Source organism: Paracoccus amoyensis (assembly GCF_014490725.1).
Taxonomy (GTDB): Bacteria; Pseudomonadota; Alphaproteobacteria; order Rhodobacterales; family Rhodobacteraceae; genus Paracoccus; species Paracoccus amoyensis.
The window spans coordinates 304,057-328,194 of record NZ_JACOQL010000002.1 but is presented as its reverse complement, the minus strand read 5'-3'; the positions used below and the strand labels follow the sequence as shown (position 1 = coordinate 328,194).

At 61.7% G+C, this 24,138-nt stretch carries 19 protein-coding genes; 8 read left to right on the top strand and 11 right to left on the bottom strand.

Features of this window, described 5'->3' with window-relative positions; all coding sequences use genetic code 11:
- Window positions 1–6: 6 nt before the first annotated feature.
- From cynS to H4P12_RS06410, 3 genes are all read left to right on the top strand, one after another.
- Window positions 7–471 carry a cyanase gene (cynS, locus tag H4P12_RS06420; protein ID WP_187792845.1) on the top strand — a complete coding sequence of 155 codons (465 nt, stop codon included), beginning with the start codon at window positions 7–9 and terminating at the stop codon, window positions 469–471.
- 134 nt (window positions 472–605) lie between these two features.
- Complete coding sequence (locus H4P12_RS06415) at window positions 606–1,358, top strand: formate/nitrite transporter family protein (protein WP_246448999.1); 753 nt, start codon at window positions 606–608, stop codon at window positions 1,356–1,358.
- Between the two features lie 12 nt (window positions 1,359–1,370).
- A complete protein-coding gene (locus H4P12_RS06410) occupies window positions 1,371–3,986 on the top strand; it encodes a nitrate reductase (RefSeq protein WP_246448997.1) in 2,616 nt (871 codons plus the stop codon).
- Here H4P12_RS06410 and H4P12_RS06405 read toward each other — a convergent pair.
- The 4 genes from H4P12_RS06405 to H4P12_RS06390 all read right to left on the bottom strand — a co-directional run bounded on the left by H4P12_RS06405 (window position 3,983) and on the right by H4P12_RS06390 (window position 7,563).
- A complete protein-coding gene (locus H4P12_RS06405) occupies window positions 3,983–4,558 on the bottom strand; it encodes an AAA family ATPase (protein ID WP_246448995.1) in 576 nt (191 codons plus the stop codon). The genes H4P12_RS06410 and H4P12_RS06405 overlap by 4 nt on opposite strands.
- A gap of 74 nt (window positions 4,559–4,632) precedes the next feature.
- Entirely contained in the window at window positions 4,633–5,406 is a 774-nt protein-coding gene (locus H4P12_RS06400) for an ATP-binding cassette domain-containing protein (protein WP_223115726.1), read from the bottom strand.
- On the bottom strand, window positions 5,403–6,458 hold the full coding sequence (locus H4P12_RS06395) for an ABC transporter permease (protein WP_187792842.1): 1,056 nt from the start codon (window positions 6,456–6,458) through the stop codon (window positions 5,403–5,405). Before H4P12_RS06395 ends, H4P12_RS06400 begins: the two co-directional genes overlap by 4 nt.
- Before the next feature lie 76 nt (window positions 6,459–6,534).
- Window positions 6,535–7,563, bottom strand: a complete 1,029-nt coding sequence (locus H4P12_RS06390) for a sugar ABC transporter substrate-binding protein (protein WP_187792841.1) — start codon at window positions 7,561–7,563, stop codon at window positions 6,535–6,537.
- Between the two features lie 124 nt (window positions 7,564–7,687).
- Between H4P12_RS06390 and H4P12_RS06385 the strand changes: the two genes are divergently transcribed.
- From H4P12_RS06385 to H4P12_RS06365, 5 genes are all read left to right on the top strand, one after another.
- The gene (locus H4P12_RS06385; RefSeq protein WP_187792840.1) at window positions 7,688–8,800 is read left to right on the top strand and encodes an ROK family transcriptional regulator; all 1,113 of its coding nucleotides are present in this window, start codon (window positions 7,688–7,690) and stop codon (window positions 8,798–8,800) included.
- Window positions 8,801–8,922: 122 nt separating this feature from the next.
- A complete protein-coding gene (locus tag H4P12_RS06380) occupies window positions 8,923–12,360 on the top strand; it encodes an ExeM/NucH family extracellular endonuclease (RefSeq protein WP_187792839.1) in 3,438 nt (1,145 codons plus the stop codon).
- 259 nt (window positions 12,361–12,619) lie between these two features.
- Window positions 12,620–13,573, top strand: coding sequence for a TAXI family TRAP transporter solute-binding subunit (locus H4P12_RS06375; protein WP_187792838.1), 954 nt, complete (start codon window positions 12,620–12,622; stop codon window positions 13,571–13,573).
- A 55-nt stretch (window positions 13,574–13,628) separates the two neighbouring features.
- A complete protein-coding gene (locus H4P12_RS06370) occupies window positions 13,629–15,722 on the top strand; it encodes a TRAP transporter permease (protein WP_187792837.1) in 2,094 nt (697 codons plus the stop codon).
- A gap of 11 nt (window positions 15,723–15,733) precedes the next feature.
- Window positions 15,734–16,099 carry a DUF1850 domain-containing protein gene (locus H4P12_RS06365; RefSeq protein ID WP_246448992.1) on the top strand — a complete coding sequence of 122 codons (366 nt, stop codon included), beginning with the start codon at window positions 15,734–15,736 and terminating at the stop codon, window positions 16,097–16,099.
- A 15-nt stretch (window positions 16,100–16,114) separates the two neighbouring features.
- Here the strand turns inward: H4P12_RS06365 and H4P12_RS06360 are convergent, their stop codons facing one another.
- The 7 genes from H4P12_RS06360 to H4P12_RS06330 form a co-directional block, all read right to left on the bottom strand.
- A complete protein-coding gene (locus tag H4P12_RS06360) occupies window positions 16,115–16,591 on the bottom strand; it encodes a MarR family winged helix-turn-helix transcriptional regulator (protein WP_187792835.1) in 477 nt (158 codons plus the stop codon).
- 235 nt (window positions 16,592–16,826) lie between these two features.
- A complete protein-coding gene (locus H4P12_RS06355; protein ID WP_187792834.1) occupies window positions 16,827–18,110 on the bottom strand; it encodes an aspartate aminotransferase family protein in 1,284 nt (427 codons plus the stop codon).
- Window positions 18,107–19,096: a phosphotransferase gene (locus tag H4P12_RS06350; RefSeq protein ID WP_187792833.1), complete on the bottom strand. Its 990-nt coding sequence runs from the start codon at window positions 19,094–19,096 to the stop codon at window positions 18,107–18,109. The genes H4P12_RS06355 and H4P12_RS06350 overlap by 4 nt, the downstream gene beginning before the upstream one ends.
- Window positions 19,093–19,767, bottom strand: a complete 675-nt coding sequence (locus H4P12_RS06345) for an FCD domain-containing protein (RefSeq protein ID WP_187792832.1) — start codon at window positions 19,765–19,767, stop codon at window positions 19,093–19,095. The genes H4P12_RS06350 and H4P12_RS06345 overlap by 4 nt, the downstream gene beginning before the upstream one ends.
- Window positions 19,764–20,816 carry a histone deacetylase family protein gene (locus tag H4P12_RS06340; protein ID WP_187792831.1) on the bottom strand — a complete coding sequence of 351 codons (1,053 nt, stop codon included), beginning with the start codon at window positions 20,814–20,816 and terminating at the stop codon, window positions 19,764–19,766. Before H4P12_RS06340 ends, H4P12_RS06345 begins: the two co-directional genes overlap by 4 nt.
- Complete coding sequence (locus H4P12_RS06335; RefSeq protein WP_187792830.1) at window positions 20,813–22,513, bottom strand: thiamine pyrophosphate-dependent enzyme; 1,701 nt, start codon at window positions 22,511–22,513, stop codon at window positions 20,813–20,815. Before H4P12_RS06335 ends, H4P12_RS06340 begins: the two co-directional genes overlap by 4 nt.
- Window positions 22,506–24,137 carry an ABC transporter ATP-binding protein gene (locus tag H4P12_RS06330; RefSeq protein ID WP_187792829.1) on the bottom strand — a complete coding sequence of 544 codons (1,632 nt, stop codon included), beginning with the start codon at window positions 24,135–24,137 and terminating at the stop codon, window positions 22,506–22,508. The genes H4P12_RS06335 and H4P12_RS06330 overlap by 8 nt, the downstream gene beginning before the upstream one ends.
- Window position 24,138 lies beyond the last annotated feature (1 nt).

Here is a 24,138-nt window from a genome sequence, read left to right as displayed (position 1 = left end):
ACGATGATGAACAAGATGACGATTCAGGACCTGAGCCGCGACGATCTGACTGCCATGATCCTGCGCGCCAAGAAACGCGCGGGGCTTGGCTGGGTCGATATTGCCGAAGCCATCGGCATGTCGCCGGTCTGGACCCATTCAGCAGCCACCGGAATGAACGCCTTTCCCGCTGACAAGGCCCGCCTGTTCGCCGACCTTCTGGGCCTGCCCGAAACTGCCATCGAGGGTCTGACCGAAAGCCCCTTGAAGGTCTGGACCCAAACGGTGCCGACCGATCCCTGCCTGTATCGTTTCTACGAGATCGTCGGCGTCTATGGCCCGACGCTGAAGGCCCTGATCAACGAAGAATTCGGCAATGGCATCATGTCGGCCATCGACTTCTCGATGCATATCGAACGCGAGCCGAATCCCAAAGGGGATCGGGTCAAACTGACCATGTCAGGCAAATATCTGGAATACGCCAACTGGTAAAACCCCCACTCTGGCCCGCTGAGAAAGGAAATCCGCATGTCATACGTCGCGCCCAATGACTTCGCCAAGAAGATGATCGATGCAGGCGAGGCGAAGGTCTTCATGTCCACCAAGGACACGCTGATCCGAGCCTTATGGCCGGGGCGATCCTTGCACTGGCGGCCGCATTTGCTGTCACCGTCACCGTCAATACCGGCGACCCGCTGATCGGTGCGCTGTTATTCCCGGTCGGCTTTTGCATGTTGTATCTTCTGGGTTTCGATCTGCTGACCGGGGTTTTCACCCTTGTGCCCCTGGCCCTGATCGACAAGCGTCGCGGCGTCACCGTCAAGGGGGTCATGCGCAACTGGGGCCTTGTCTTCTGCGGCAATTTCGCGGGCGCGTTCACGGTTGCGATCTTCATGGCCATCATCGTCACCTTCGGCTGGTCCGAGGCGCCGAATGCCGTCGGCGAAAAGATCGGCCATATCGGCGAGGGCCGCACGCTTGGCTATGCCGCCCATGGCGCGGCGGGGATGCTGACGCTGTTCATCCGCGCGGTCATGTGCAACTGGATGGTATCGACCGGCGTCGTCGCGGCGATGATGTCCACCAGCGTTTCCGGCAAGGTCATTGCCATGTGGATGCCCATTCTGGTGTTCTTCTATATGGGCTTTGAACATTCCATCGTGAACATGTTCCTGTTCCCTGCGGGCCTGCTGCTGGGCGGCAATTTCACCATCGCCGACTATCTGATCTGGAACGAAATCCCGACCGTTCTGGGCAATCTGGTAGGCGGGCTGACCTTTGTCGGCGCGATGATCTATGCCACGCATTACAAAACCTCGCCAGAGCTGGGCCGGGACGGCGACATCGCGGCACAGCCCGCCGCCATTCCCGCCGAATAAAGGGGTAAGGCCATGAGCATGCAGCCCGCGACCAAGCCGATACGGACGACCTGCCCCTATTGCGGCGTCGGCTGTGGTGTTCTGGCGACCCCCCTGGCCGATGGCGGGCTTGCAATTGAGGGCGACCCCGACCATCCCGCAAACAAGGGTCGGCTTTGTGTCAAAGGCGCAGCGCTTGGCGAAACGGTGGGCCTGCGGGGGCGGTTGCTGGACCCGCATATCCACGGGCGCAAGGCTGGCTGGGACAAGGCGCTTGATCTGGTCGCAAAGCGGTTCGGCCAGACGATTGCAAAGCACGGCCCTGATTCCGTGGCCTTCTACGTCTCGGGGCAGTTGCTGACCGAAGATTACTATGTCGCCAACAAGCTGATGAAGGGCTTCATCGGCAGCGCGAACATCGACACCAATTCCCGGCTGTGCATGGCCTCTTCCGTGGCGGGTCACAAACGCGCCTTCGGCAGCGATACCGTGCCGGGCCTGTATGACGATTTCGAGAAAGCCGATACCGTGGTTCTGGTCGGCTCGAACCTCGCCTGGTGCCACCCGGTGCTGTATCAACGGCTTGCCGCCGCGCGTCAGGCACGAGGTATCAAGGTCATCGTGGTCGATCCGCGCCGCACGGCGACCTGCGATATCGCAGACCTGCATCTGGCACTTGATCCGGGGGCCGATGCGGCGCTGTTCAACCTGCTGTTGGCCGAAATCGACCAGCGCGGCCTGATCGACGCGAATTTCATCCGCAATGTCGATGGTCTGCCCCAGGCGTTATCCGCTGCCCGCGAAACGCCGCCCTTCTCGACCGGGCTGACCCATGCGGACCTGATTCGCTTTCTGGACTTGTGGACCCGCAGCGAAAAGGTCGTGACCGTCTATTCGCAAGGGATCAACCAATCAGACAGCGGCACGGATAAGGTGAACGCGATCCTGAACTGCCATCTGGCCACCGGCCGCATTGGCCGCCCCGGCATGGGTCCGTTCAGCGTCACCGGCCAGCCCAACGCCATGGGCGGGCGCGAGGTCGGCGGCCTTGCCAATATGCTGGCCTGCCATCTGGATATCGAAAATGTCGATCACCGCAACGCTGTCCAGACCTTCTGGAACGCCCCCCGGATGGCCGACAAACCCGGCCCGAAAGCGGTCGATATGTTCCGCGCGGTAGAAACGGGACAGATCAAGGCCCTGTGGATCATCTGCACCAATCCCGCCGCGTCGATGCCCGAAGCCGACCGCGTCGACCGCGCGATCAAGGGCTGCGATTTCGTCGTCGTCTCGGACATGATCGCGGACACCGACACGACGCGGCTGGCCCATGTCCTGCTGCCCGCAACCGGCTGGGCGGAAAAGGACGGCACAGTCACCAATTCCGAACGCCGGATCAGCCGCCAGCGTCGGACATTGCCGCCCGCAGGACAGGCCCGCGACGATTGGCGTATTCTGGCGCAGGTCGGTCAGCGCATGGGCTGGCGTGATGCTTTTTCTTGGAACGATCCCGCCCAGATCTTCGCGGAACATGCAGCGCTTTCCGGGATCGCAGGACGGTTGGGACGCGATTTCGACATCTCGGACCATGCCGAGATCACCCAAGGCCAATACGCGGCGATGCAGCCATTCCTGTGGCCGCAATCAGCAAGCCGTCGGGGTGGTCGCTTCTTTGGCGATGGCGCGTTCCACACGCCATCCGGCAAAGCCCGGATGCTGCCCATCACACCGCGCAGGCCCGCCACCCTCAGCCCGGAATTCCCGTTCCGCCTGAACACGGGCCGCGTCCGCGATCATTGGCATACGATGACGCGAACGGGATTGGCGCCCCGTCTGTCGCGACATATCGCCGAGCCTTTTCTGGAAATTCACCCGCGTGATGCCGAAAAACTGGGCCTCGCCCCCGCCGCTTTGGCCGAGGTGACAAACCCGCATGGCCGCGCCATCCTGCGCGTTCTGATTACCGACCGCGTCGCACCGGGCCAACCCTTCGCCCCCATTCACTGGACCGGCGAAACCGCCCCCACGGGGCGCGTCGGTGCACTGGTTCCCGCCTCTGTCGACCCGTTGTCCGGCCAGCCCGCGTCAAAATCGGCGACTGTCGCGATCCGCCCCTTCGCCGCCAGCTGGTATGGCTTCGCGGTTTCGGCCAAACCCTTGAACCCACGAAGTGATTATTGGGCTTGCGCGACCCTGCCTGCGGGCTATCAAGCCGAACTGGCCGGCATCAAAGCCCCGGATGAATGGCTTGCCGAAGCAGCCGATCTTTTTGGCACCGATGCCGATCCGCTGGTCGTTCGCGACAACAGGCGCGGTATCATCCGCATGGCCTTCCTCGAGGATGCGCGGCTGATGGCTGCCCTGTTCGTGTCGCCAGATCCGGTCGCCCTGTCGCGCAGTCACCTTGCCACCGCCCTGGGGGGCGATTGCGGTGGCGAGATCCTGGCCGGTCGTCCGGGCGAAGGCCGTGCGGATGAAGGTGCGCTGATCTGCGCCTGCTTTGGCATCGGCGCCAAGACGATCCTGCACAGCATCGCGACGCAAAAACTGGTCTCGGTCGAAGATATCGGCAAGGCGCTTGGTGCGGGCAGCAATTGCGGCTCCTGCCGCCCCGAATTGAAAACCCTGCTCGCCTCGGCCATGTCCTAGCCGCGCAGGATCACATTCGCCGGACGGGACTGCCGGGTCACAAACCGCGCATTCGCCAGATCATTCGCCAGATGCGCGGCCACCGCTGCTTCATCCTTGCCAAAACCCCGCCAACGCGCGGTCAGACGGCGCGCAAGCTCTGCCTCTGGAACCTCCAGAAACACCGTCAGATCATATCGCGCCCGGTTCCACGGTGCCTGATCCAGAAGCAGATAGTTCCCTTCGATCACCACCACCCGGCTTGCCGGGGCCACGACGCCCGCCCCCGCAACGGCCAGTTCCCGACTGCGGTCGAACACGGGATAAATCACCTCGCGCCCCGGCTGTTCCAATCGCGCGGCCATGGTTTGAAAACCATCCGCATCAAAAGTCTCAACCGCGCCTTTGCGATGCCGCAATCCCCGTCGCTCCAGCACGCTGTCATCCAGATGAAACCCGTCCATCGGCACCAGCACAGCGTCGGACAATTGATCCACCAAAGCCTCGGCCAAGGTGGATTTCCCCGATCCGGGCGCCCCGGCAACGGCAACCAAGACACGTTCCCCCGGCACAGCGTTGATCCGCCCGATCAAACCCTGCCCATCTTCTGTGTCAAAATATCCCGGGGGGAGTCCGAAGGACGGGGGGCGGCGCCCCCCTGCAACGGTCATGCCGCCACACCTTCGGGCACCTTGGCCCCGGTCATATAGGCCACGGCATCCGACATGCTGTGCTCTTTCGGATCGATGACAGCCAGCCGCTTGCCAAGACGGTGGATATGCACCCGGTCGGCCACCTCGAACACATGCGGCATGTTGTGGCTGATCAGCACGATCGGGATGCCCCGCGATCTGACGTCAAGAATCAGATCCAGCACCCGGCGGCTTTCCTTGACACCAAGCGCGGCGGTTGGTTCGTCCAGAATAATGACGCGACTGCCAAATGCCGCCGCACGTGCCACCGCCACGCCCTGCCGCTGACCGCCCGACAGCGTCTCCACCGGCTGGCCTATGTTCTGAATGGTCATCAGGCCCAGTTCAGTCAGTTTTTCACGCGCAAAACGGTCCATTTTTGCCTTGTCCAGCATCCCGAACCATTGGCCCATGATACCTTCCTTGCGAATTTCGCGGCCCATGAACATGTTGTCCGAGATCGACAGGGCGGGTGACAGGGCCAGTGTCTGATACACCGTCTCGATCCCGGCCTTCCGGGCATCCAGCGGGCTGGCAAAGCTGACCGGCTTGCCGTCCAGCCGAATTTCGCCCTCATCCGGTTGCACCGCGCCGGAAATCGCCTTGATCAGGCTGGATTTTCCGGCACCGTTATCGCCGATCACGGCAAGGATCTCGCCCGGATACAGGTCGAAATCGGCATGATCCAACGCGGTCACGCGGCCATAGCGTTTGACCAGATTGCGGGCTGTCAAAAGCGGTTCGGTCATGACGAAATCTTTCTGATCCATTGGTCCACGGCAACGGCGACGATGATCAGCCAGCCGGTTGCGAACAGCTGCCAAAGCACATCGACCCCGGCAAGGCGCAGGCCCGAATTGAAAACACCCACGATGATCGCCCCGATCAGCGGCCCAAGGATCGATCCGCGGCCCCCGAACAAGGAAATCCCCCCGATCACCACGGCGGTGATTGATTCCAGGTTCGATTCAAAGAATGAGGTCGGGCTGACCGATCCGACGCGCCCGATTGACGACCACGCGGCCAAGGCACAGATGAAGCCGGCCACCATATACACCGACATCAGGATGCGGTTGGTCTGGATACCGGCCAAGGCCGCCGATTCAGGATCGTCACCCACGGCATAGACCCGCCTGCCCCAAGCGGTCTTGTTCAGCGCATACCAAAGCACCGCAAAGACAACCAACATCAGGACCACCCCCCATGTCAGCACGGCACCGCCCAGATTGAACCGTTCGCCGAACAGTTTCAGCAGCGGCGCCTCGGCGTCCAGGGTCTGGCTGCGGATGGTTTCACGCCCGGACAGATAATAATTCAATGCAAGGAAAATATTCCATGTTCCAAGCGTTGTGATGAACGGCGGCAGTTTCAGCCGCGTCACCAGAAAGCCGTTCAGACCTCCGGTCATCAACCCGCAGCCAAGGCCGATCAGGATCGCCAGTGGCACCGGGACACCGAACTCGATCGATAGCCGCCCCATGATGACCGAAATCATCACCATGACCGCACCGACCGACAGATCGATGCCTGCCGTCAGGATAACCAGCGATTGCGCAGCCGCCAATGTGCCGACAACGGCGACCTGTTGCATGATCAGTGACAGGTTGAACGCAGAGAAGAAATTCGGCGCGATCAGCCCAAAGGCGATCAGCGACAGCACCAGCACGATCACCGGCACCATGGTGGGATAACGGTGCAGGAAATGCTGCAACCGGTCCAGCGGCCCGCGGGCATGATGTTCGAAGGATGCAACGGCCTCGGACCGGTCGCGCTCGACCACGGGATCAGGGGTGTCGGACATGGGCCTCTGCCTCCAGATGTGGGGATAAGGACGGCGGCGGGTGCCGCCGTCGGATCAATCGTTCAGACGATGCGGGTCAGCCCCAGCATTGCGCGGTTCCATCCGCGACGCTGATCGAAGGCACGCCTTCGACCGGCTCATCCGTGACCAGATTCACGCCGGTATCGGTGAAATCCAGCCCTTCGCTGGTGGCGGGCTTGGTGCCATCGGCGGCGAAAGCTGCAATGGCCTCGATCCCCATGGCGGCCATTTGCAGCGGATATTGCTGCGATGTCGCGCCGATCACGCCTTCGCTGACGTTCTGCACGCCAGGGCAGCCGCCATCAATCGAAACGATCAGGGCCTTGCCCTCCATCCCAAAGGATTTCAGCGCCTCATAGGCGCCCGCAGCGACCGGTTCGTTGATGGTATAAACCACGTTGATCCCGGGATCTTTTTGCATCAGGGCTTCCATCGCCTGACGGCCCCCCTCCTCGTTCCCCGAGGTGATTTCGTGGCCGACGATACGCGGATCATCCTCATCCCCGATCCGGGCCTTGTCCTTCACGTCGATGCCAAAGCCTTCCATGAAGCCCTGATCGCGCAGCACATCAACCGATGGGGCGCTTTGCGACAGGTCCAGGAAGGCGATCTTGGCATCCGCCGCCGCATCGCCCAGCTTGCCAGCAGCCCAGGCGCCGATCAGACGCCCCGCCTCGTAATTGTCGGTGGCAAAGGTTGCATCTGCGGCATCAATCGGGTCCAGCGGCGTATCCAGTGCAATGACCAGAATGCCTGCATCGCGGGCCTGCTGGACGCTTTCCACGATGGCCTTGGTGTCCGACGCGGTGATCAGAATGCCCTTCGCACCCGCCGCGATACAGCTTTCCATCGCCTGTTGCTGGGTTTCGTGATCGCCGTCGATCTTGCCCGCAAAGGTCATCAGCTCGATCCCAAGCTCTTCTGCCTTGGCTGCGGCGCCCTCTTTCATCTTCACGAAGAAGGGATTGATGTCGGTCTTGGTGATCAGGCAGGCCTTTACCGGCTCTTGCGCCTGAGCCAGCCCTGCGGTCATGGCAAGCGCGGACGCAGCCAGCGACAAGCGCAATAGGGATTTCATGGTCATTTGTAACTCTCCTCCTCTGCAAGCGGATTCCTCTGGTCCGCGTTGTCGTCAAACAAGCACCAGAAGTTTTCACTTGTCAATAAATCAATTTGCTTGATTAATAAGAACCGGGAGGACGGAAATCATGCCGCAGGACACCAGTGATGCCGGGACGCTCAGCCGGAATGAGCGATTGATCCTGTCGTTGATCCGCAGGCACGGCCCAATGGCCCGCGCAGCTTTGGCGCAGGCAACGGGATTGTCGGCACAGGCCATCACGAACCTGACCAGAAAGCTGATATCCAGCAATTTTCTGGGAAAGGAAAACGTTGTTCGCGGCCGTGTCGGGCAACCGTCAACGCCGCTATCGCTGGCACCTGACGGCGCATGGTTCGTTGGCCTGAAGCTGGGCCGCAGGTTAGCCGAACTGGCACTTGTGGATTTCACTGGGCAGGTCAGAATCCACCGGCAAGAGCTTTATGCCTTTCCGCAGCCCGATCACATGCTGACCTTCGCGCGGCACGGACTCGCCACCTTTCAAGCCAGTCTTGCCGAAAAACCTCATGCGCAGATCGCGGGCCTGGGAATCGCCGCGCCGTTTCATCTGTGGGATTGGGGCACCGAGATGACCGAATGGCATGGCCGCAATCTGCGCGATGATCTGGCACCGCAGTTGCCATTTCCGGTCTTTCTGGAAAATGACGCGACAACCGCTTGCGGGGCGGAACTGATCTTTGGCCGCAAGGGCCTGCCACCCGATTTCCTTCATCTGTATGTAGCGCATTTCGCGGGCGGCGGCATTGTCATGGATGGCAAGTTGCGTTTTGGTCCGCAACGCAATGCCGGGGCACTGGGGTCCATGCCCCTTGCTGACGGCAAACAGTTGCTGGACATCGCATCCGTATCGGATCTTGAGCGTCGCTTGGGCCATGTGCTGCCCCCTGACGATGCCGGCTGGGACGTGCCGGACAGCATCGAGGCGGAATGGGCGACCGATGCCGGGCGGGCGCTGGCTTTTGCGGCGCTGTCTGCCGTGGCGCTGGTCGATCTTCCCCTTGTCGTGATTGACGGCGCGGTGCCCTCAGCTACCCGTGCGCGGCTGGTTCAGGAAACCCGCAATGCCCTCGAACGCATGCCCGCCGCCGGAATTGACCGGCCAGAGGTGATCGAGGGCAGCATGGGCCGTCACGCCCGCGTTCTGGGTGCAGCCGCGCTGCCCTTGTCGCATTTCTTCCAGCCGGATGGTCAGCTGGGCTAGGGCGGCGCAGGTCAAGCCCCCACAACCCAAAGTTGCTATAGACAGCGAAAACCGCTTCGGTCACGCTGCCGTTACGCAGGGCGTCCATGACTGCACCTGCCTGACCAGCCAGAGGATTCGCAATGAAAGATTTTGGTGGCCGCACATGGTTCGATTGGGATTTCAACTGGAACAGCCCGCTTCGGCTGGGGCCGCTGATCCTTGGGAACGGCAAATCGAATGAGCTGAAGGGCAGCCCGCGCAGCGAGGTCATTCTGGGCTTGGGGGGCCATGATACCATCACTGGCGCGGGTGGCGATGATCTGATCCTTGGCGGGGGCGGCAAGGATACCGCGATCTATCAGGGCGGCATCGACGACTACGACATCGCGTCGAAATCCGGGCCTGTTGTCACCATCACCTCGCGGGTCACGAATGAAGGCACCGACCGGCTGAAAAGCGTCGAGGCGATCTATTTCGCGGGCGATGATTATACCCTGTATCTGGACAAGCGGAACAATGCGGTTCTGGCGGGTGATGATGCGATTACTGTCGCCGAAGAGGGTGCAAACGTCATTTCCGCAGATGATCTGCTGGCAAATGACCGCGATTTTGACGGCGACAGCATCGCGATCACGGCTGTTTCTGCATCGGCGGCGGGCGCGACCGTCGCGCTGGTCGACGGCAATGTCAGCTATGACCCCGGCACCCTGTTCGATCATCTGGCCGAAGGGCAAACCGCAACCGATACCTTCAGCTATACTGTCGATGACGGCAAAGGCGGCAGCGATACCGCAACCGTTACCGTGACGATCACCGGCAACAATGACGCGCCGGTCCTGACCGCTGAAACGGCAATCAGCGTGGCAGAAAATGAAGCCGCGATTGCCGCAAACCTGTCCGCCCGCGACGTTGATGGCACGGGGCTGATCTATACCATCACCGGCGGCGCAGATGCGGCGCTGTTCCAGATTGACCCGGAAACGGGTGAGCTGCGCTTTATCAACGCGCCTGATTATGAAAATCCCGCTGATGCCGGTGGCGACAATATCTATGACATCACCGTCGGCGTCAGCGACCCGCAGGGCGCAACCGACAGCGCGGATATTGCCATCACAGTAACGGATGTGGATGAAGCCCCCGCATTCACGGCGCGGATCAACGAATTTCACTATGACAATGCAGGCAGCGATACCGGCGAATTCATCGAGGTCCGCGTGACCGCCGGTGGCGATGCCTCTGCCATGTCGGTTGAGCTTTACAATGGCAATAACGGCGCAACTTATGGCACGCTGAGCGCCGCCGATGCGACCATGACCAGTGACGGCACCTATGACTATTACGTCTGGGATCTGCCCGCGAATGGCCTTCAGAACGGTGCGCCGGATGGAATGGCGCTGGTGAATGATGGCGGCGTCGTCGAATTCATCAGCTATGAAGGCGCCATGATTGCCACGACCGGCACGGCCAGCGGGATGACATCGACCGATATCGGCGTCGCCGAAACCGGCGGTGATGATGCGGGGCAATCATTGCAACGCGACGATGCGGGGGTCTGGTCCCCGCCCGCAGCGGAAACCAGGGGCGCCGCCAATTCCGACGATGGAGGCGGCGGCGGCGAGGCCACCCCTGCCCTGATTTCCGCCATTCAAGGCTCGACCGATGCGTCGACCATGATCGGCCAGCGGGTTCAGGTGACGGCGGTTGTCGTCCACATCGCCGCCAATGGCTTTTACATTCAGGAAGAAGATGCCGATGCCGATCTGGACGCCCTGACATCCGAGGGGATCTTTGTCTACACCGGCAGCGGGGCTGCCGTCGCCCTGGGCGATCTGGTCCAGCTTTCGGGCGAAGTGACCGAATATTTCGGCCTGACCCAACTGACCGATGTGACGGATATGGTCACGGTCTCCACAGGCAATGACCTGCCCACCGCCGCCACGGTCCAGCTGTCGCCCGATGGATACAATTATGAATCCGTCGAAGGGATGCGCGTCGCCGTGACCAGCGGCACGGATGATCCGCTGACAGTGATCGAAAACTTCGATCTGGACCGTTACGGCGAAATCGTCGTTGGCGCAGGCGTGCAATATCAGCCCACCCAGATTCATGACGCCCAGACCCAGCCGGATGAGATTGCCGAACTGGCCGCCCAGAACGCCAATAACCGGCTGATCATCGAAGACGGGATCAGCGCCCAGAACCCCGACAGCTTTACCTTTATCCCGAACAACTCGGCCGGGGATAACGGCAATGGTTATGTCGATGCGGGCGATACATTCGGCAATGACGGGGCCACGCTGCGGCTTGGCGCGCAATTCACCGCACCCATCGAAGGCGTGATGACCTATCAGTTCGGTGATTATGCCGTCATCCCTACAGCCCGGCTGTCGATCGATGAGGCCACCAACAGCGGTGCGCGTCAGGATACGCCCGATGATGTCGGGGGCGATTTGCAGGTCGCATCGGTCAATGTGCTGAACTATTTCACCACGCTGACGGGCGGCACCGGCCCGGACGGCGATCTGGACCCGCGCGGCGCCACGACCCAGGCTGATCTGGCCCGCCAGACCGAAAAGCTGATGTCGGTCATGACCGGCACCGGAGCGGAGGTTTTTGCCCTGCAAGAGGTTGAAAATAATGGCTTCGGCGAAGGCTCGGCCATCGCGACCATTGTCGGCCACCTGAATGCGGAAGCCGCCGCAAGCGGTTCGGGCGCGAATTATGCCTTTGTCGATCCCACCGGCAGCGGCGGTTTTGTCGGCGATGACGCCATCATGGCCGGCATCGTCTATGAAGCCTCGGCGGTCACCTTGCGTCATGCCGATTATCTGGAGTTCAGCGAAGCGGCGGCAGCCACGACCTATGCCCTGGCCAAGGTGCTGGATGATGCTTTGCCGCAAAGCACCTATCTGGCGGATTTGCAGCGCAACCGCCCCTCGGTCGCGGCGACATTTGAAGATGCCGATGGCAACCAGTTCACGGTCGTTTCGTCGCATTTCAAATCCAAGGGCGACAGCGGGTTGGCATCGCTGGCAACGGCGGCGCAGACCTATCTGGACGCGAATGGCGCGGCGGCGGGGTTTACGCAGGCCGATATCGATGCGCTGACCAGCGATGCGAATTTCGATCTGGGCAACGGTCAGGGCTATTGGAACGCGGTGCGAGCCGAGGCTGCGTCAGAGTTGGCCGATTGGATGGCCAACAGCTATTCCGGCGCGGGCGTCGCCGATTATCTGCTGCTGGGCGACATGAACTCTTACGCGCAGGAAGACCCGGTTCAGGTGCTGCGTGAACAGGGGCTGACCGATCTGATCGACGCCTTTATCGGGCAGGATCAGGCTTACAGTTATGTCTTTGACGGCCAGCGCGGCACGCTGGATCAGGGGTTTGCGTCCGATGGTCTGGCCGACAATGTGACCGGGGCGACCGAATGGCATGTCAACGCGGATGAGCCGGATTTGCTGGGCTATAGCTCTGCCTTCAAGGACGAGGGGTTCTACAACTCCGGCCCCTATGCGGCGTCTGACCATGATCCGCTGATCGTCGGGATGACATTGGGCGACGATCCGATCGCCTGATACAAAACAGCCCGCCGCGTATTGTCACGCGGCGGGCCAACTCCGGCCGGAACGGCAGCTGCCACCCGTCTTGAAACAAGCGATCCTGTTGCCGCATGCGACGACCGGCCGAGGGAATTTGCACAACTGATGCGGTTTTCAGATGGAATATGACGTAAATTCCATCAGATCGACGCGATGAAGGTTGCCCGAACCGGGTCTGTTCGACACAATCCCGGCTGACCTGCCAACGAGCAGGCTGGAATTAGGGAGGAAACCAATGACCATCCGCTTTACGTTTGCGGCGGCGATTGCCGGTGCGCTGGTGTTTGCAGCACCTGTCGCCAAGGCCCAGGAATTCATCAACATTCTGACGGGCGGCACGTCCGGCGTCTATTACCCGATGGGCGTGGCGCTGTCGGAAATCTATGGCCAGAATATCGAAGGCGTGCGCGTTCAGGTGCAATCCACCAAAGCCTCGGTGGAAAACCTGAACCTGCTGCAGCAGGGCAAGGGCGAACTGGGCTTTGCTCTGGGCGATTCCGTCCAATATGCGTGGGAAGGCAGCGAAGATGCCGGGTTCAAGGCACCGCTGACCAAGCTTCGCGCCATTGCCGCCATCTACCCGAACTATGTCCAGATCGCCGCCCTGAAAGAGGCGGGCGTCACCACCGCCGCCGATCTGGCGGGCAAATCCCTGTCAGTGGGTGCGCCCAAATCGGGGACCGAGCTGAACGCCCGCGCCATTCTGGAGGGCGTGGGCCTGACCTATGAGGATCTGGGCAAGGTCGAATATCTGCCCTTCGCCGAATCCGTCGAATTGATGAAGAACCGCCAGTTGGAAGCGACGCTGCAATCCTCGGGTCTGGGCAATGCCGCGATCAAGGATCTGGCCTCGTCCCAGGACATCAGCATCGTATCGGTTCCGGCCGATGTCGTCGCGGCCATTGGTGCGCCCTATATCGCAGGTGTGATCCCGGCCGGCACCTATCAGGGCCAGACCGAAGACGTGCCAACCGCAGCCGTCGTCAACCTGCTGGTCACGCATGAGGGCGTGTCCGACGAAACCGCATATCAGATGACCAAGCTGCTTTTCGACAATGTGGATACGCTGAAGGCGGCACATAGCGCGGCCAACGACATCAGCCTTGAAAATGCGGTCAAGGATCTGCCGATCCCGCTGCATCCGGGCGCTGAAAAATACTATCAGGAACAAGGCGTCCTGACACAATAATACAGGCAGAGGCGGCCCCGCGCAGGGCCGCCCGCCGAACTCGAGGGAGGGGAACATGAAAGAAACCGCAGATGCAATCCTACAGGCCCCGCCCGGGCCTGACGGTCATGACCCCCTTGGCGCGGGTTTTCCGCCCGGCCTGTGGGGCCGGGTGCTATTCTGGCTGGCCGTCGCCTTTTCGACGTTTCAGATCGCCCTGGCCGCGCATCTGATCGACATGCCCAGCCAGATTGCCCGTGCCGTGCATGTGGGCTTTCTGCTGACCCTGGGGTTTCCGTTGCTGGCCTATGCCAAACGGATGGGGCCACTGGGGCGGGCGCTGACGCTGCTGCTTGCCGCCAGCGCGATTGCCGTCGCCGCCTATCAGTGGGTCGAATATTACGATCTGATTCTGCGCGCGGGCGACCCGCTGGCCCGCGACATCTGGTTCGGGATCGTTGCGCTGATCGGGGTCTTTGCCGCGGCGTGGCTGTTGATGGGGCCTGCGCTGCCGATCCTGTCGGGCCTGTTTCTGGCCTATGCGCTGTTCGGGCAGCATCTGCCCTCACCGCTGAACCATCGTGGTTATGATTTCGCGCAGGTCGTCGAACACATCGCCTATGGGACCGAGGGGATTTATGGCATCCCGATCTATGTCTCATCCACCTATATCTTTCTGTTCATCCTGTTCGGCGCGTTTCTGGAAAAAGCCGGGATGATCAAGCTGTTCACCGACGTGTCGCTTGGGCTGGTCGGGCATTTCACGGGTGGCGCGGCCAAGGTGGCGGTGCTGTCCTCGGGACTGATGGGCACCATTTCAGGATCGGGCGTGGCCAATGTGGTCACCACCGGGCAATTCACCATTCCGCTGATGAAACGCTTTGGCTATCGCCCCGCCTTCGCCGGCGGGGTCGAGGCAACAGCCTCCATGGGTGGGCAGATCATGCCGCCGGTGATGGGCGCCGTTGCCTTCATCATGGCCGAAACGCTGGGCGTCGAATATATCGAGGTGGTCAAGGCCGCGCTCATCCCCGCGATCTTGTATTTCCTTGGTGTCTTCTGGATGGTCCATCTTGAGGCTGGCAAGCGTGGCCTGCGCGGCCTGTCGCGCGATCAACTGCCCTCGGCCCGCGCGGCACTAAGGCAGGGCTGGTATCTGATCCTGCCGCTGGCGGTTTTGGTCTATCTGCTGTTTTCCGGCTACACGCCCCTGTTCGCGGGCACCGTCGGGTTGGCCATGACGGCGCTGCTGATCCTTGGCGGCTCGGTTGTGCTGGGCCTGCCATCGGGTGTGATCCGCACGATCTTCTGGATCATCCTTGGCATCGTCTCGGCCGGGTTCTTCCGCTACGGGATCGAGGTGATCATCCTTGCGCTGATCGTGCTGATCGTGATCTGCGCCATGTCGCAAGGGGGGCGCGAAACGCTGGCGATCTGTCGCGATAGTCTGGCCGAGGGCGCACGAACCGCGCTGCCGGTGGGCATCGCCTGCGCGCTGGTCGGCGTCATCATCGGCGTGATGACCCTGACAGGCAGCGCCAATACCTTCGGGCAATTCATCGTCGGCGTCGGTCAGGACAGCCTGTTTCTGTCGCTGATCCTGACCATGATCACCTGCATCATCCTTGGCATGGGGATTCCCACGATCCCCAACTATATCATCACCTCATCCATCGCCGGTCCGGCGCTGCTGTCGCTGGGCGTGCCACTGATCGTCAGCCATATGTTCGTGTTCTATTTCGGCATCCTTGCCGACCTGACGCCACCTGTCGCGCTGGCTTGCTTTGCTGCCGCACCGATTGCCAAGGAAAGCGGCCTGAGGATCAGCTTTGAGGCGGTCAAGGTGGCCGCCGCCGGTTTCGTCGTGCCCTTCATGGCGGTCTATACACCTGCGCTGATGTTGCAGGATGGCGGCCCGCTGGCACAGGCCATCGGCTATGCGCCGGCGGTGATCTATATCACCGTCAAGACCGTCGTCGCGCTGGCCCTGTGGGGCGCTGCGGTCATTGGCTGGCTGGGCCGTCCGCTGGCACTGTGGGAACGCGCACTGGCCATGATCGCAGCCTTTACGCTGGTTGCCGCCATGCCATTAACGGATGAGATCGGCTTTGCCCTGTCGGCGGCCTTTGTGGCGCTGCTGTGGTTCCGGCGCGGTCAAGCCACCGCATGAGCGGGTGCCTGATGGCCGGTGCCATCGCCATCGGGCTTGGCCCCGGTTCCAGCTTTTCGCTGGAATGGACCCATTCGGTCGAAAAGGTGACCTGGCACGAAGATTGGCGGGTGACAGCAAACGGGCTGACGCCCATACGCGCGGCAGTGCAGGGTTATGGGGCGGGCATGGAACCCGGCCCTGATGCCAAACTGATCGATGGCTGGATGGTGTGGTTTCCGACCGCGCGTCCGGTGCGGGAACTGGCCCTTGCCTCATCCGGTGCGACGGGCGGGGGCTGGCTGCTTTGCGGGGTGGATTGCGTCACCCTGGGGATGACCCCCTCCGATCCGGTCATTCTGCGACCCTGCCCCGACCAGTTCGCGCAACCGAACTGACATCTGATCGCCGCGCTATCCCTGTGCGCTGACCAAGCGTCGTTCCAGCGGCGCGCGGCTGAACTGATTGCCCGTTTCCGTCAGAATGCGCATCAGGCGCATGAATTCTGCCCGGTCAGGCCCTGTCAGAACGGCAACGATCTGATCCTGCGTGGCCAGCACGGCCGGCTCGATCGCTTTCAGAACCGCGATCCCCGCATTGGTCAGCGTCAACACCCGCGCACGCCGATCATCATTGCGGACCTTGCGCCGGATATAGCCCCGCGCCTCTAACCGGGCGATCACCCCGCCAATGGTCACGCGGTCATGGGCGATCATACCGGCCAATGTCGCCTGATCTATTCCCGGATGATCGCGCAGCGTCGCCAGCGCCCCATATTGCACCGGTGTCAAATCAAAGCCCATCGCTTGCGTTTCGGCAACAAATATGGCCACCGAGATCTGGTGCAGCCGCCGAATGAGATGGCCCGGATGATCGTATATCTGTGTCATCGAACAGTCCTTACGGGTTGCCAATCGAAAGATAGCATACGCACCCGTCCGTCAAGCTATCGTTAGCTGGCACCGCTGCATCGGGAATACTGATTGCAAAACAGTCGCGACGCATCATGGGGGGCGAAAGTTATGGCGGTTGGGCTTTGTAAAGAGTTTGACGTCGCAGCCACCATTTCACGACATGATCAAGTTCCTCTTGCCGGGCTGAGCGGGCGGCAGGGGCCCGCGTCCATCAAAGACACTCATCCAGACAGCGCAGCAGGATGTCAGCCTCGGCATATGAGAAGACCAGAGGCGGGCGGATTTTCAACACATTCGCGCCCGGACCGGTCGCACTGATCAGAACGCGCCTGTCCCGCAACCCGTTGACAACGCCAAGCGCCGTTGCGCTGTCGGGCGCTTTGGTCGCGCCGTCGGTGACGAATTCAAGCGCCAGATACAGCCCTTGCCCGCGCACATCGCCGATCACCGAATGCCGCGATTGCAGGGATGTCAGACCCTCCAGCAGATATTCACCGACAGCCGCGGCATTCTGGCACAAATTCTGATCCCGGATCACATCCAGAACCGCCAAACCGACCGCAGCAGCCACCGGGCTGCCGCCGAACGTGTTGAAATAGCGCATGTTCTGGCCGAAGCGGTCCAGTATATCACGGCGCCCGGCAAGACCCGCGACAGGATAGCCGTTGCCCATCGGCTTGCCCATCGTCACGATGTCAGGTGTCAGCCCCAGGTGGTCGATGCCCCACATTTTTCCGGTGCGGCCAAAGCCCGGCTGAACCTCGTCCGCGATATACAGGCCGCCTGCGTCCCGAACCATGGCAACCGCTTCAGCCAAACCGGGGGCCGTCGGAAAAATCCCGTCGCTGGCGAAAATCGTATCGGCAAGCAACGCGGCTGGCTGCACGTTCCGGGCCCGCATCTGGACAAGGGCTGCGGCCACACCATCTGCAAGACTTGTTCCCCGATAGCTGTCTGGTGCGGCCACCATCCAGACATCCTGCCCCTTGCGCATCGCCGGCCCAAGCGACGGCGACATCCCGGCCAAAAGCTCGGTCGTGCCGTGATAGGCGTTGGCCGTGACGATGACGCCGGTGCCACCGCTTTCCGATTTGGCGATCCGCAGCGCCAGATCATTCGCCTCGGACCCCGTGCAGGTAAAGACCATGCGGCCCAGATCATCTGGCAGCGTGTCCAACAGACGCTGGGCATAATCCAGCAGCAATTCATGCAGATAACGGGTATGCGTATTCAGGATTGCCGCCTGACCGGCCATGGCTGCTGTGACGCGCGGATGGCAATGCCCGACCGATGCCACATTGTTATAGGCATCCAGATAACGGTTCCCCTGTGCGTCATACAGCCAGCAGCCTTCACCACGAACGACATGCAGCGGCGTGTCATAGAACAACCGATAGGCCGGACCCAACAACGCCGCCCGCCGTTCAACAAGGGCGCGATCCGCAGGCGGAAGTTGGTCGGTCCGGGTCGGATCATGCGCGTTGATCATGGTCATTTCGTGTTTTCCCTTGCAGCGGCGGACAACAAGCCTCGTGCCCGGTCGGGCGGCAGCGCATAAAGCTGTCGCAGGCCAGTCAGGGCAGTCGGGACATTGCGGGTCAGATAGTCCCGGTTGTCCGGGTTGCGCGCCGACAACCAGGCTGACGTGATCAGCGTCATCGCGCGGCGGGCTGCGATCATTTCGCGCAGGACATCAAGCTCGGCTTCGGTCAATGGCAGGATCGAGGTAAATGCCGACAGCACCTGACGGATCGCGCCAAGCGGCTGATCATCCACATCCGGATGATAGGCCAGCGCAACGGCCAGATCCTGCACCAAAGGCCCCTCGATCATGTCCCCGAAATCAATGATGCCCGTGACCTGATCATGGGTCGCACCGCCAACAAGAATATTATGCGGGTTGAAGTCATTATGAATGATCTGCCTTCGCAGATCGGCCCAGACCGGCAGGACGCGGCTGCGGAATTCGTCCAGCGCACGGGCAGCCAGGTCGCGATGCTCGGGCGGCTCGACCAGATGCAGATGCGCCTCCAGTTCGGGAAAATGCTGCAGATCCCAGATCAGGCGGCGGCGTCCGGCCGGGTGGAACAATCCCTGCAGCCCCAGATCCAGCCGCGCAAGGGTCTGGCCAATGCTGTGGCGGAGCGCAGGTGTTGACGCCGTCCGATACAGCGGCATCCCGGGAAGCCAGCTAAGCACCCTGATGGTCACGCCATCGGCTTGCGCCAGCGACGCGCCATCCATGGTGGCGATCCCAGCCGGAACGGGCAGATCCGGCGCATGATCGGCCAGATGCGCCAGTGCGGCGGTCTGCAAATCAGCCTCGGCACGCGTTTCCGCAGGATGGCAGCATTTCAGCACATATTCGCCCGCCCGTCCGGTCAGATGAAAATTCAGATCACGCTCACCGCCAAGCCGGGTGGCGGTCGCATCAATTCCGTAATGCAAGGCGGCAATTCTTGCGGCGATTTCGGGCCTCATGGCGCGGCCTCGGGGCCAAGGACATTCGCAGACAGAATGATGTCACCGCCCTCGGCCAGATCCCGTTGAATCGCGGCACGGGCCCTTGCGCCATTGCCATCACGAATGGCATTCAGAATGTCATAGTGACAGGAAATCATCACCCGACCGCCCTGCTGATACGCGGCCGAAATGACCGGCCCCATCTGCAACCACAACCGGCGAACGATTTCTTGCAGCAACGGCATGTCGGCGATTTGCAGCAAAGAGAAATGAAACTGCTGATTCAGGCTGATTGCGGTTGCCGTATCGCCCTCCAGCAAGGCTTTTTCATTGGCGGCAACCAGTTCTTCCAGCATGGCAATATCGGCTGGCGTGCGCCGTTCGGCAGCGGTCTGGGCGCCCAGACCCTCCAGCTCCATCCGAATGCGCCGAATTTCCATATAACGGTCTTGGTCGATGACGGGCACACGAATGTCACGCGGGCCGCGAAACACCAGCCCGCCATCCTGCACCAGACGCAGCACGGCATCGCGGACCGGAGTAACGCTGACGCCCATCTGTTCGGCAAGGCTGCGAATTGTCAGGCGGGTGCCGGGTTTCAGCGCACCACTGGCCAGTGATTTACTGATCGCCAGATAGACCTGATCGCCCAAGCCCGACTTGTCGATGGGCGGAAAAAGCCTGCTCACCCGCGCTCTCCTGCCAGACCTGCAAGAAATTCCTCCAGACAGCCGGCGATGACATCAATCGCATAGCCGCCTTCCTGAACGATAACCAGGGGCAGCCCGGCCTCGCGCAGCTTTGCACCGATGCCCGCGAACGCGGCCTCGGTCACCTGCAACATGCTGAGCGGATCGGCCCGATGCGCGTCATAGCCCAGCGACAGGACCACCGCTTGCGCGCCGAAATCCGCGATGCGTGCCAGCCCCTGATCAACGGCCGCCAGCATCTCGGCATCGCCGGAACCCGGCTTCAATGGCAGGTTCAGGTTATGGCCCAGACCGTCACTGGCCCCGGTTTCGTCGGCATAGCCAATGTAATACGGATAATAGGCAAGCGGATCGACATGCACCGAAACCGTCTGAACATCGGCACGGCGATAAAAGATTTCCTGCGTGCCATCGCCGTGATGGGCGTCGACATCAAGAACCGCGACCCGTCCAAAATGTTTGCGCAGCGTTTCCGCCGCAACGGCGGCATTGTTGATGTAGCAAAAGCCGGTCGCGCGGTCGCGGCGTGCATGGTGCCCCGACGGACGGCACAACGCATAGGCCGCATCGGCACCATCCACCACAGCCTGTGCGGCGGCGGCGGCTGTCTGGCTGGACGCGATGGCCGAACGATAAGTCTCTGGCCCGATCGGCACTGCAAGATCGCCCATATACCAGCCCACTTGCCCGATGACGCTGTCGGAACGGCAGGGCGGCCGGGCGTCCTGATCGGGGGCACCGTTCCAATAGGGGGAACAATTCGGCAAAACCTCGGGACCGGCATTGGGAAGGTCCCGCCAGCGGTCATAGATCGTTTCCAGAAAATTCAGGTAATCCGGGGTATGCACCAATTCTGCCGGGGCGCGTCCCAGATCGGCAGGCGCCTCGACCGTGATCGACCGCGCGGCCAATGCACCCAACAGGCGCGACGTGCGCTCTGGCAGATCTGTCGGATCGGCAAGCACACCGACGCGCATGAATTGCTTGGGATCATGCAGGGCCTGATCGGGGTGATAGAATGCTTTCATCTTCCGGCGTCCTCGGCGGCTTTGCGGATTTCGGTCAGGGTGGTGTCGGGGGCGATTGCATCGACATCATAGCGCAGCTCGATCAGGGCCGGGCGTCGGTTGACATCGGCAAAAGTCGTGGCGCGATACCATGCGGGCAGGAAATCGTCGGTCGCCTCGACCACCTCTCCAAACCCGCCATAGGCCTGGGCAAGTCGGGCGAAATCGGGATTCTCAAGGTTCAGCCCGAAGCTGCGACCCGGATAATCCCGTTCCTGATGCGCCCGGATCGTGCCCCAGGCAGAGTTGTTGCAGAGGATGATGACAATGCCCAGACGATGCTGCGACGCGGTCGCCATCTCTTGCAAGGTCATCTGGAAACAACCGTCCCCGGCAAAGCAGACGACGCGCCGCTCCGGCCATTCCAGTTTCGCGGCGATGGCGGCGGGCAGGCCGTAACCCATTGATCCGCAAATCGGGGAGGCCTGTGTGCCGCGCCCGGTGAATTGCAGAAAGCGGTGCGGATACAGCGCGAAATTGCCCGCCCCCACCGTGACGACGGCATCCAGCGGCAGGACCGTGGACAAGGACGCCGATACAGCCGACAGATCCAGCTGCGTATTTGCAGCAGGTGGTGTCAGGCTTGCGCGATAATCGCTGTTGGCGGCTGCGGCCGAACCAGCCCAGGCAACCTCCCCTGCCGGTGCAAGCCCTGCCAGCTTTCTGGCAAAGCCCGCCGGCGTCGCGACGATGGCATGATCGGCGCGGTAAACGGTGCCAAGTTCCTGGGCATCGGCGTGAATGTGGATCAGGCGCTGGCGCGGGACAGGGCTTTCAAACAGCGTGTAACCTTCGCTGGTCGGCTCATTGATGCGGGTGTTGACCGCAATCACCAGATCGGCGTCGGCGATGCGTTGGCGCAGACTTGGCTGCATCCCATATCCGACATGGCCCGCGAAATTCGGATGCCGGTTGTCGAACGCCTCGAACCGGCGCCATGACACCCCGACGGGAAGATCAAAACGCTGGGCAAAATCCTGCAGGGATGTCCGCGAAACATCGTCCCAGCCATGACCGCCCGCCAACACGAAAGGCCGCTGCGCCGCGGCCAGCGCATCAAGGATCGCCTGCATGTCGTCATCCGACGGTCCCGGCCGTGGCAGCGGTGCTGCGGCAATGGCCGGCACGTCCGCCTGCCCCCATAACGTATCTTCGGGCAGGGCCAGGACGACCGGGCCGGGCCGCCCTGAACAGGCGATCCGCCAGGCCCGCGCGATCAGTTCCGGGATGCGATCCGTGCGGTCGATTGATCCGACCCATTTCGCGACCTGCCCGAACATGCGGCGATAGTCGATTTCCTGAAAGCACTGCCGCTCGACCGTGTCCGACCCGATCTGCCCCACAAACAGGATCATCGGCGTTCCATCCTGCATTGCGACATGCAGCCCGATCGAGGCATTGGTGGCACCCGGCCCCCGCGTGACAAAGCAGATGCCCGGCTCTCCGGTCAGCTTTGCATGCGCCTCGGCGGCATAGGCCGCGCCGCCTTCCTGCCGGAACCAGATCGTTTCGATGGTGTCGCGATCACGCAGCGCGTCGATACAGGGCAGAAAGCTTTCACCGGCCACCATGAACACGCGATGGACGCCCAGCTTTTCCAACTGGCGGATCACCAATTCCCCGCCGCCGACGGCCCGACCAGTCGTTTCTTCAGGCATCTACGCGCTCCGTCAGCGAGGTGGTGGGATCCCAATTCCGGCCGGGAATGGCCGCGATCAGTTTTTGCGTATAGGGATGGGTCGGGTTGTCAAAAATTTGCGCCGAGGGGCCTTCTTCGACCAGTTCACCCTGACACATCACCCCGATCCGGTCGCAGACCTGCGCCGCAACCCGCAGATCGTGGGTGATGAAAATGATGGCAAGGTTCAGCCGCTCCTGAAGCGACTTCAACAATTGCAGAACCTGCGCCTGCACCGACACATCCAAGGCCGAGACACTTTCATCCGCGACCAGCACCTCGGGGTCCAGCATCAGGGCGCGGGCAATGCCGACACGCTGGCGCTGGCCCCCGGAAAATTCATGCGGGTAACGGTCGAAGGCATTTTCCGCCAGCCCGACCATGGACAGCAATTCACGCGCCTTGGCGGCGGCAGACGCATGGGAAATGCCATTGGCAACCGGGCCATCCGTCAGGATGCGGCCAATGGTCTGACGCGGGTTCAGACTGGCGAAGGGGTCCTGGAAAACCATCTGGATATGCCGCCGCATGGGACGAAACTGGCTGGGCGACAAGGGAACCAGATCCTGCCCACGAAACAGGATCTGACCGCTGTCCACAGACATCAGCTTCATGATCGCGCGGCCCAGCGTCGATTTCCCCGACCCGCTTTCGCCAACAATGCCCAGCGTTTCACCCGCGTGCAGCTGTAGCGAGACACCGGCAAGGGCGCGCACCTCTCGCGGGGCGGAAAACAGCCCGCCGCCGCTACGATAGGTCTTTTTCAGGTTTCGCGTTTCGATGATGGGCCGACCTTGCGCGACCTGATTTTGCCGACCCTCTCCATGCGGGACGGCAGCAATCAGGCGGCGGGTATAGGGGTGCTGCGGACGATTCAGCACCTGATCGACGGTGCCCTGTTCGACAATCAGGCCCTTTTCCATCACCACGACCCGATCCGCGATATCGGCCACGACACCGAAATCATGGGTGATGAACATGACCCCCATGCCCTTGTCGCGCTGAACGCGCCGGATCAGGTCCAGGATCTGCGCCTGCGTGGTCACATCCAGCGCCGTTGTCGGCTCATCCGCGATCAGCAGCGCGGGTTCCAGCGCCAGGGCCATGGCGATCACGACACGTTGCCGCTGACCGCCCGAAAGACGGAATGGATAGGCGTCACGCAGGCTTTTCGGATCAGGCAGGCCAACGAAATCCAACAGTTCCAACACCCGCGCCCGGCGGCCGGCCGCATCGCCGACCTTATGGACCAGCATCACCTCTTCGATCTGATCGCCAACGGTCATCAGCGGGTTTAGCGCCGATAGCGGTTCCTGAAAGATCATCCCGATCTGACGGCCACGCATGCTTTCCAGGGCTGGCTCACTCAGTTTCAGCAGATCCTGACCCTGAAACAGGATTTCGCCGCGTTCGGGCCGCATGTTTGGCGGCAGCAACCCCATGATCGCATTCGCGGTCATCGACTTGCCCGACCCGCTTTCGCCGACGATGCACAAGATCTCATTCATGGCCAGATCATAGCTGAGACCTTCGACCGCATATCTGCGGTCGGCGGTGGCGGGTAGCGGCACGGTCAGGTCGCGAATTGACAAAAGCTCGCTCATG